Annotated in this window: 11 protein-coding genes; 7 read left to right on the top strand and 4 right to left on the bottom strand. The window is 40.8% G+C overall.

Annotated elements, in window-relative coordinates; translation table 11 throughout:
- Positions 1 to 106: 106 nt before the first annotated feature.
- The 6 genes from AAC854_RS19565 (at position 107) to AAC854_RS19540 (ending at position 3,060) form a co-directional block, all read left to right on the top strand.
- Complete coding sequence (locus AAC854_RS19565) at positions 107 to 457, top strand: hypothetical protein (protein WP_340618575.1); 351 nt, start codon at positions 107 to 109, stop codon at positions 455 to 457.
- Positions 458 to 502: 45 nt separating this feature from the next.
- Positions 503 to 772 carry a PAAR domain-containing protein gene (locus AAC854_RS19560; RefSeq protein ID WP_340618574.1) on the top strand — a complete coding sequence of 90 codons (270 nt, stop codon included), beginning with the start codon at positions 503 to 505 and terminating at the stop codon, positions 770 to 772.
- A gap of 127 nt (positions 773 to 899) precedes the next feature.
- Positions 900 to 1,127, top strand: a complete 228-nt coding sequence (locus tag AAC854_RS19555) for a hypothetical protein (RefSeq protein WP_340618573.1) — start codon at positions 900 to 902, stop codon at positions 1,125 to 1,127.
- Positions 1,102 to 1,689 (top strand): peptidoglycan recognition protein family protein, encoded by a 588-nt coding sequence (locus tag AAC854_RS19550; RefSeq protein ID WP_340618572.1) that lies wholly within the window; start codon positions 1,102 to 1,104, stop codon positions 1,687 to 1,689. The genes AAC854_RS19555 and AAC854_RS19550 overlap by 26 nt, the downstream gene beginning before the upstream one ends.
- Positions 1,679 to 2,050: a hypothetical protein gene (locus AAC854_RS19545; protein WP_340618571.1), complete on the top strand. Its 372-nt coding sequence runs from the start codon at positions 1,679 to 1,681 to the stop codon at positions 2,048 to 2,050. Before AAC854_RS19550 ends, AAC854_RS19545 begins: the two co-directional genes overlap by 11 nt.
- A 314-nt stretch (positions 2,051 to 2,364) precedes the next feature.
- A complete protein-coding gene (locus tag AAC854_RS19540; RefSeq protein ID WP_340618570.1) occupies positions 2,365 to 3,060 on the top strand; it encodes a pirin family protein in 696 nt (231 codons plus the stop codon).
- Positions 3,061 to 3,161: 101 nt separating this feature from the next.
- Here the strand turns inward: AAC854_RS19540 and pckA are convergent, their stop codons facing one another.
- From pckA to AAC854_RS19520, 4 genes are all read right to left on the bottom strand, one after another.
- Positions 3,162 to 4,781: a phosphoenolpyruvate carboxykinase (ATP) gene (pckA, locus tag AAC854_RS19535; RefSeq protein ID WP_340618569.1), complete on the bottom strand. Its 1,620-nt coding sequence runs from the start codon at positions 4,779 to 4,781 to the stop codon at positions 3,162 to 3,164.
- A 241-nt stretch (positions 4,782 to 5,022) separates the two neighbouring features.
- Positions 5,023 to 5,895: an Hsp33 family molecular chaperone HslO gene (gene hslO / locus AAC854_RS19530; protein ID WP_340618568.1), complete on the bottom strand. Its 873-nt coding sequence runs from the start codon at positions 5,893 to 5,895 to the stop codon at positions 5,023 to 5,025.
- A gap of 26 nt (positions 5,896 to 5,921) precedes the next feature.
- A complete protein-coding gene (gene hslR / locus AAC854_RS19525) occupies positions 5,922 to 6,335 on the bottom strand; it encodes a ribosome-associated heat shock protein Hsp15 (RefSeq protein ID WP_340618567.1) in 414 nt (137 codons plus the stop codon).
- An 82-nt stretch (positions 6,336 to 6,417) separates the two neighbouring features.
- Positions 6,418 to 8,526: an IgaA/UmoB family intracellular growth attenuator gene (locus AAC854_RS19520; protein ID WP_340618566.1), complete on the bottom strand. Its 2,109-nt coding sequence runs from the start codon at positions 8,524 to 8,526 to the stop codon at positions 6,418 to 6,420.
- A gap of 354 nt (positions 8,527 to 8,880) precedes the next feature.
- Here AAC854_RS19520 and nudE point away from each other — a divergent pair, with 354 nt between their 5' ends.
- Positions 8,881 to 9,432, top strand: coding sequence for an ADP compounds hydrolase NudE (gene nudE / locus AAC854_RS19515; protein WP_340618565.1), 552 nt, complete (start codon positions 8,881 to 8,883; stop codon positions 9,430 to 9,432).
- Positions 9,433 to 9,987: the final 555 nt, after the last annotated feature.

Here is a 9,987-nt window from a genome sequence, read left to right as displayed (position 1 = left end):
AGGGAGTACTTAGGTCAAAATGCCTTCAAAACACCACAAAGAAAATCATGTAAAAACAAGACATTGAATGCATGTTTTGAAAGACTTAATTATTAAGATCCTGTATATGAAGGGGAAATATAAGATTTTCAAAATCAGTGAACAACAGTATGAATTGATAGAAATAAAGCAAAAAGAAAGCTATTTACAAAAACTTGACTCTATTTTGCTATCTGAATTAGCAGATCTAAGAAAAAGTATTAGTATCGATAACTCATTACCATTTTTAGCCTTTTTCTATGATTATCTTATTTCTGAGAAAATAACAGATATGCGGTCTATAGAGGAAATCCTTAAGAAAGTGATCAGAGAAGACAATTTCGATATTGATGAGTTTGATAAATCCATTTTAACCAGACTTGCTGATAATGAGACTCCCGGCTGGTATAGGGCTAAGAAATTTCTTCTTAATATTTAATAACAACCAATATGTATATTGCAATTAATTCGGGAGAGAAACAGTATGGGAAATGCTGTCAGAATCGGTGATATAGGCACAGAGCATGGTGATTGCCCAGCAACACCTGTTATTACTGGTGCCAGCAGTGTTAAGGTAGATGGTGTATATTTAGCCAGGCAGGGAGATACTTTGGAGTCACACTCATCACATTCACGGGCGATAGCGGGAGGTTCCGGATCTGTATTTATTGAAGGAAAACCTGCTGCTAGAACGGGAGATTCCGTTGATTGTGGAGGTATTGTTATTGGTGGAGGCAGTGTAAATATTGGCTGAGGATACTTAAGAAAGTACATATAAATACACTTTGTGTTCATACCATAAGAGACTACAGTTTATGAACTATATTTAGCCAGCACTGTTTGCTCAAACTTAGTTAATTTATCGTCAAAAGGAAGACTAAATGAAACCTATCAACGAAAAGGAAAAAACACTGTTAATAGCACTTAATGATAATATCTGCTTTAACAAAAAAGAGGAGTTAATAAAAGAATTATCTAAGCATGATGAAAATAACATCTGGAGTGCTGGTAAAGCCTGTGCTACATGTCCGCCTCCAGAAGCGAGAGATGATTTTGTTAAGCATGTATTAAGTCAAATCCCATATGTTAATGATGATGGTTTTTTTTAAAAATACTGATATAATTCAAGATCATGTTACTGCTTTAGAGAAAGGCAAGATAAATACAGTAAATGCAATCGTTCTGCATAGAACTGATAGTTATACTATGTCATCAGCAATATCATCATTCAGAACAAGAAAATTTGGAACACATTTTATTGTAGACAAAGATGGCACAATAAAACAAACAGCTAGTTTAAACAAAATTACAGAGCATGTGGGTAGAATAAAATCAAAATGTAAAGAGGAAGAAATTTGCAAAAATAATGCAGAAAGAAAAAAAATAGATAGCTTTGGTTGGAATCCAGCAAAAATTCATGCCCATGAAAAATTAAAATCGTACCCTGACAGATATCCTATAAGTAGTGATAGCATAGGAATAGAAGTTGTTGCTAAATATGAGGATAATTCTTATCAAGAGGCAACTGAACAACAAAAAGAGTCAATTAAAAAATTAGTAAATTTATTAAAATGCAAATATAACTTAAACAATGGAGACATATATGAACATGATAAAATATCTTACAAACAGAAAGGCGAAGGTGCTAATCTTTATTTTGATGATATTTAGTCATTTCTCTCACTCTATAAGTGAAAAAATAGAATCAATTAATTTATTGGGGTTAAAATTATCTCAAAGCAATGGTGTTGGCACTATAGAAGCATGTAAGAAATGGAATTTGAATACAGATGATATTTATAAAATATTTAAGATAAGCAATAAGTATGAATATAATCCACACCGTGAGTTTGATTATGCACCATGTGATATGGAAGGGAAAGTTAGTTTAAATGGCGAAATATGGAATTTTTATATAAATGGTGGTGGTATAACCACTCTTGAAAAGAAGAATAATACTATTTATCTAGGTTGCAACTCGAAAGAATGTGACCCGTTCTTTATTTTTCCTTTCGATGATACGAATCCATAACAATCATATGGATGGTCAAAATCGAAGCAAAGTTTTAATATTGACCATCTATAATATTACCTTAAATCACCAATCTTTATTGCCGTGACTAAAAAAAATCAGCTAATTTGAACTGGTTTAAAGCGCTTTTTAGTGACAAGAAAAAACTCCCGTAACCTGAAAGGGAGAGCAAGATTGCGGTACATCTGCACACTTTTGGATTTACTCCCCCCTCTGATTTTCGTTCAATTTTTTTGAATTCTAAGATTAAATTTCTAATCTTTTATATTTCAGCCCTTCAACTAGACTACAAAAAACATTGAGGGATTTTGAAAATGATCTACTTACGTCGCGCTTCAGAACGAGGCCATGCCAATCATGGTTGGCTGGACAGTTGGCACACTTTTTCATTTGCCAACTATTACGATGCAAATTTCATGGGATTTTCCGTTCTCAGAGTCATTAATGAAGATGTTATTGATGCGGGTCAGGGATTCGGCACGCATCCTCACAAGGATATGGAAATATTAACCTATGTGCTATCCGGAACAGTAGAACATCAAGATAGCATGGGAAATCAGGGACAAGTGCCGGCGGGAGAATTCCAGATTATGAGTGCAGGAACCGGCATTCGTCATTCAGAATTTAACCCGCATCATGATAGCCAATTACATCTTTACCAAATCTGGATCATGCCAGATAAAGCAGGACTCACACCCCGTTATGAACAGCGCCGTTTTGAGACTGTTGAAGGCCGCCAGTTAGTCCTTTCTCCTGATGCCCGCGCGGGTTCCCTGCAAGTTTTTCAGGATATGACGTTATGGCGTTGGGAATTTAAAAACGGCGAAAAGGGAGAATATTCTGTGGAAAAAGCACGAAAAATCTGGATTCAGGTTGTTCGGGGCGAAGTGATGATCAATGGAACGTTGGCTACCACCAGCGATGGTGTCGCTATCTGGGATGAATCCCTTCTTCAATTAATTGCCAGCCAAGAAAGTGAGATTCTGCTGTTCGATATGCCAGCGCTTTAATTTCGCACTTTCTCCCTGTATCTAATTGAAAAATACCAGTTAAAAAAGAGCCCTGCCCAGCCGGACAGGGTTCTTTCATAGAAATAGCTTTTAAACAGAAATTACAGTTTAGGGCCAGCCTTCACCAGCGCGGCTCCCGCAGTGGTATCAGTATATTTATCGAAGTTATCGACAAAACGCTGTGCCAGATCTTTCGCCTTAACTTCCCATTCGGATTTATCCGCGTAGGTGTTGCGGGGATCAAGAATACCTGTATCGACACCCGCCAATGAAGTTGGAACAGTCAAATCAAAAATCGGCAGTTCGATGGTATCTGTGTCTTCAATGTCACCATTTAAGATAGCATCGATAATCGCACGGGTATCTTTGATAGAAATACGTTTGCCTGTACCATTCCAGCCAGTGTTGACCAGATAAGCTTTCGCGCCCGATACCTGCATGCGCTTAACCAGTACTTCTGCATATTGAGTCGGATGCAGTGACAGGAATGCAGCACCGAAGCAAGCAGAGAAAGTTGGTGTTGGCTCCGTCACACCACGTTCCGTTCCCGCCAGCTTCGCGGTAAAACCTGACAGGAAGTGATATTGCGTCTGCTCTGGAGTCAGTCGGGAAACCGGAGGCAGCACACCAAAAGCATCTGCTGTCAGGAAAATCACTTTAGTCGCATGTCCTGCTTTTGATACGGGCTTAACGATGTTATCAATGTGATAGATAGGATAAGAGACGCGGGTATTTTCTGTCTTGGAGCCATCATTGAAATCAACCGTGCCATCTGCCAATACTGTGACGTTCTCCAGCAAGGCATCACGGCGAATAGCGTGATAGATATCCGGCTCGGCTTCTTTGGACAAGTTGATGGTTTTCGCATAGCAACCACCTTCAAAGTTAAACACGCCGTCATCATCCCAGCCATGTTCATCATCACCGATCAATTTACGTTTCGGATCAGTGGAAAGTGTTGTTTTACCAGTACCAGAAAGCCCAAAGAAAATAGCAACATCGCCTTTTTCACCCACGTTGGCAGAGCAGTGCATGGAAGCAATACCTTTCAGTGGCAGCAGGTAGTTCATCATTGAGAACATCCCTTTTTTCATTTCCCCGCCGTACCAAGTACCACCGATTAACTGCATACGTTCTGTCAGGTTAAAAGCAACAAAGTTCTCAGAATTCAGCCCTTGTTCTTTCCACTGTGGGTTCGTGCATTTGGCACCGTTCATCACAATAAAATCAGGCGTGAAACCGACCAGCTCTTCATCGGTTGGACGGATAAACATGTTTTTCACAAAATGAGCCTGCCAGGCGACTTCGGTGATAAAACGCACTTTCAGGCGCGTATCTTCATTGGCTCCGCAGAAGGTATCCACAACAAACAAACGTTTGCCTGAAAGTTGTTGAGTAACTAACCCCTTGAGATGAGACCAGGTTTCCTGACTGAGCGGTTTGTTATCATTTTTACCTTTACCCTGATCAGCCCACCATACGGTATCGCGAGTAACATCATCACGGACAATGTATTTATCTTTCGGGGAACGTCCTGTAAAAATACCTGTATCTACTGCGACAGCACCAAGATTAGTGAGTGTGCCACGCTCATATCCCTGTAGTGAGGATTGGGTTTCTTCAGAGAATAACAATTCATAACTTGGGTTATAAACAATTTCACTAACACCACGAATACCATAAACCGCAAGTTCCTGCTCAGTAATGCCTGTAACGCTCATTTGTTGCTCCTGGTCAGTTATACTTTATCTCTATCTCTGCGGGGGATAATAAATAATTATGACTAATTAACAGCGATTGTTATCAAAAAATTGGAATTACATTACTTTTTTTAAGTTTATATGAGACACAGGACACGGAATGAATGAAAGAAGGGCAAATAATAAAAAGGGCGTATTTTACGCCCCATGAAAAACTGTTATGCGCGAATGGTGCAACCACATAATCAGTACATATACTGACTCAGTGCGACAGCTTTTTTTTCGCCGCTTTTATTTCGCTGACATCTTTCTCACCGAAAATATAGTGCATCCCGCAGAACTCACACTCCATATCGATTTTGCCATCGTTGTGCAATATTTCCTGAAGGTCAGCATCTGGTAATGTCGCTAACGTATCAGCACAACGTTGCTGGGAACATGTGCAACGAAATTCAACCTGCTGAGGCTCATAGAGTGTGACATCTTCTTCATGATAAAGGCGATACAAAATCTCTTTCGGATCCAGAGTAAACAGTTCTTCACCCTTAATGGTTGCAGTAAGTTGCACCAGATGGTCAAGCATATCCTCGCTGCCTTCTTGTACACTCGGTAAAACCTGCAATAACATGCCACCCGCAGCCATTTTTCCATCCTGCATTCCGGTACGGATAAACAAGCGGGTTGGTAACTGCTCAGACTGTCTGAAATAAGCATCCAGACATTCCGCCAACGTATCGCCTTCCAGAGCCACAACCCCCTGATAGCGCTCACCTTCTGTAGGAGTAACAGTAATGACCATATAGCCATTACCTATCATGTCCCTCAAGCTGCTGGCTGCATTAATATCACCATCAATGCGTGCAGTGCCGCGCATCTGTTGCTGGTTGTTACCATTAATTACCGCTAACTTGACCGGGCCATCACCCTGAATCTGTACGGTGATATCCCCATTGAATTTCAATGTCGCTGTCAACAGGCTGGTTGCGACCAACAATTCACCCAATAGCTGCTGCACAGGTTGAGGGAAATGATGATTCTCCAGCATCCGCTGGTAAGTCTCGCTGACGGAGACGAGTTCCCCCCTGACAGAGTAGCTTTCAAATAAAAAGCGGTGTAATTGGTCATGCTTGGTCATAAATTTCTCTCATTTCACTGGGACGGTTATTCCGCCTCATTTAATTTTGTGTTCTTGAATTTAATCAGTGTGCGCCGTTCTTTTTTATCTGGACGGCGATTAGGATGCGGCATCGTCAGCGCATTCATTTTACGGGCCAATGCCATTTTTTCCCGATTAATAATACTTTCTGCCGTTTCCTGATAGAGTTGCTGGGCTTCGGCGGCGCTACGTCTGTGGCTGTTTAATGCCAGAACGATCACCGTTTTCTCATCATTGCCCTGACGCAGTTTGATCTCTGCGTTCAACTCAACCAGTTTACCCGGCTTACTCCGCTGCCCATTATAATGGACTTTCCCCCCTTCAATCATTTCACGTGCGATGGAACGGGTCTTGTAAAAACGGGCAGCCCACAGCCATTTGTCAAGGCGTACAGCCTGATCGGTGTCTGAATTCAACATGATAGCTTCTCCCAATTATCTGGTCCCACTGTCTAATCGGAGCCGGCAAAAAAACGGACTGAGGGTAACACAGCCCATCGGATTATCGCCAATCCATCGGCGATGAAGATGATTTGAAACAGTTATCGTAGTATTGAGTGATATGCTGGAGACGCCGTCGGTTTTTCTGCTTTTTCTTTATAACCAGTATCATGTTGATCGTGAACGTCGTCAGTAATATTGCCAACAGCAAACAACTGCCCAGATAACGAATGAGCGTCTTGGTATCGGGTTCACGATGCAGCGTGATCTGGCGGGTCCCATTTGCGTCCACGGACAATTCCGTCACAATCCCCCCTGTTTCGAATGGCGTCCTCATCAGTAATCCTAAAACTTCTTCTAGTTCCTGCCATCGTTCCAGAGCAGTATGTTCATACATATTGCCTACCCGCATCGGATATTCGATCAATTCTCTCTTCTCTGCACTAAGCAGCAAAACGCCTCCCGGCAATGGACTATTTATCAGAGTGGTAATTTTATCCATTTCCCTATAGATAAATGATGCCGTCGTTGTATCAACCAGTTTTTCCAACGCATCCGCACTGGCAGAACGCAATAACACTTTGGTTCCATCCAGCTTTCCTTTTTTGGCATCGTTCAATAGCGTATTCCAATTCTTGGCGTTCCCTAAATTGGCAAGTGCGTTCTTAAGGCGGTTACACTCAGGCTCGTTCTGACATAAACTGTGCGTTTTTAAGATGATTGGAGCAAAGTTGTCGAGCAGGATCATACCGGATTTAACAATAGCTTCATCCAGACTTGGGTTGATCTTCCTGTTATTTGAAAACGGATGCAATTGCTCATTAACCATTTTAATCAGCGCAGCCGACTTCTCAACGGCTTTAGATTCCAGTATTGGCAATGGCGTTTCGCTGTTCCAATAGACACCGTAGCAATCGAATGCAGCGAAGTACGCGATATTGCCTCCATATGCCCTATCGGGCGGCATATAACACATCCCGACACCTTTGACCTTCAGGACATCTCCTGGCTTCAACGGCATTTTTTGCAGTTCAGTAAAACTGGTAATAACTTTAGTATTGCTGCCATATAACCAAGCCAGACTGAGCCGCATGGATAAACTCACGGGCTGGTAAAAATAAAGCAATGACATGGCCAATACAGAGAAAACCACCAATATCAAATTTTTCCTGTGGCGCTGATAAGGATAATGTTTTTCTTCTTCATGTAAGGAAAGATAGCGCCCCTGCCGGGTAACATGGCAGTTGGCGTACATGTCTATATCTGTATTCTGATCGAGATCGTGGAAAACATAGGGTTTCCAATGCGCCGGATAAATGAGATCAATACCGCCCAGTGAAATATTTTTTCTTTGCTCTGGTTCAAACTCACTGAAAACTCCCCAACGTTTGGGAATACCGCTGAAACAATGAATATTGGATAGTTTTCGGCCCGAAGGTAACCGAAAGTGCGGCCAGAAACTGCCTAATACGCATAAGAACGCAACCGACATTAACCATGGGAACATGGGGATAGGCAAGAAAAGGGCAACAAACCATATCGAAAGCCCCATACTCATGAGAATACCTTCCTGAATCCCTGTTGAATATCTCAGGCGATATTCTTCTAATGTCTCCTTGCGGATATACAGTAAGTTAGCACTTGAATTACCATTTTTCTGGATGGAAGCATGTTCTTTTTTTGCTATCGCCCGCGTGATGGACAGATCCTGCTGATAATCTTTCAGAGAGTGACCATTGACAGCGATGACAATCGGCATTGAGGTCGTCTGAATAATTTCAATCGTATTCTGCTGCGTGATAAATGGCTCAAGAAAAACAGGTAAATGTATTTCTGTTTCATCAACATAATAACGCCAATGGTGGGATTCATCTCTGGCGGCAGAAAAACGGGTAATAGGGTGGCTGGTGATATAAACATTATCACTTTTAACAGGTAACGCCGGATAGCCTGCCTGATGTCGGCTACTTTGCTTCATCAGAAGATGGGCATTTCTCAAGTAAGATTCTATGGATTGATATTCATCAGCATTCAATTTACGTCTGGCTGTTTTGACCATCGACGGTAGATAACGCGCGTTATCAAGCCGCTTCCACCTGAAATTCAGAAAGGAAGCCATTATAATCAGGCTAATGATAAAAGTAGCCAATATAATGACCAATGAGCTCATTTTTTCCCCACACCCATGACAGCAGTACAGCGACTGGCAGAATAACAATCTCGTGAAACAATCAGAATCAGGCTATTCTTATTCTTGCCTTCCATTTTAATTTTATTTACAAAAGGTTATATAAATTTTCTCATACCTTTCCATAAAATAAAGTTTTTTGTAAGAGTAAGATAGTAACAAAAATACATTCAAGCGATAATCGCTATCATTTACTAACATAATCAGCCATATTAAAGCAAAGTTTGGATGCGCCTCTAATTTAATCACAAGACCTGAATGAGCCGAGAAGATCTCATTAATTGGGCGCATTACTGTTTTCAATTAGCCAGCATATGACAACAATCAGGGGCAAGCATGATAGATCAGAAAAAACCTAAGATACTGAATATAAATGACATTGCCCACTCACGTTTATTCAATATTCAATCTGTTGATCTTGAATTCAGTAACGGTGTAAAACGCGTTTACGAGCGTATGAAGCCGACTAATCGTGAAGCCGTTCTGATTATTCCCATCATCGGTGATGAGTTAATCCTTATTCGCGAATATGCCGTAGGTATTGAACAATACGAGTTAGGCTTTCCAAAAGGAGCCATTGATGCCGGGGAAAGTGTTTTTGACGCCGCCAATCGGGAATTAAAGGAAGAAATTGGTTTCGGAGCGGGAAAATTGGAACTTCTGGCGAAATTGACGATGGCACCTTCCTATTTTTCCAGCAAGATGAATATTGTAATTGCTCACGATCTGTACCCCGAATGCCTGGAAGGTGATGAGCCTGAACCCTTGTTGCAGAAACGCTGGCCTGTCTCTGAAATGATGTCACTGTTGGAACATCCGGATTTCAACGAAGCCAGAAACGTCAGTGCCTTATTTTTTGCCCAACGCTACCTACAGGCAAAAAAATAATGAGGAATTTTAGGTAAATTAATTTCCGAAACGGGTATTAAAGTAGATATTTCAATGCCCGTTTAAACAAATGCGCCAATAAAAAACAATCACCTAAATAAAGTGGGGTTTTATTTTATTCTATAATAGTTAAATAACATTCCACAAAATTCATTTAGTTTATCAAAAATAATAAATAAGCATATTTATTATTTTCATTAGAATTAACGCCCATAACAATCACATCTCCCATATAAAAACATAATCTTCATCAAAGAGTCACTGCCCTCAATTAACCCCATTGAAACAGAATAGTTTTTTAATAAACAATCAGATCCTAAATATATTTTAGGCTGGATAACGAATATTGACAGGCCATAGTGTAATTCAACCCATCAGTCAATAAAACATAACGCACCATTATGGAAAACAAGATCGAATCACGTTTTACCTGAAACCAATTGTTGATAATAAGTATCCCCCGGCATAGCCGGGGGTTTTTCATATGCGCCTATAAGGCTTTCTTACCAGCCGCGCCCTAACAGGCGCATCGCAATCTGACATTTGCATTCTATG

Source organism: Xenorhabdus entomophaga (assembly GCF_037996725.1).
GTDB classification, from domain to species: Bacteria; Pseudomonadota; Gammaproteobacteria; order Enterobacterales; family Enterobacteriaceae; genus Xenorhabdus; species Xenorhabdus khoisanae.
Note: the sequence above shows the minus strand (reverse complement) of the source record. Positions and strands in the feature narration are given on the sequence as shown.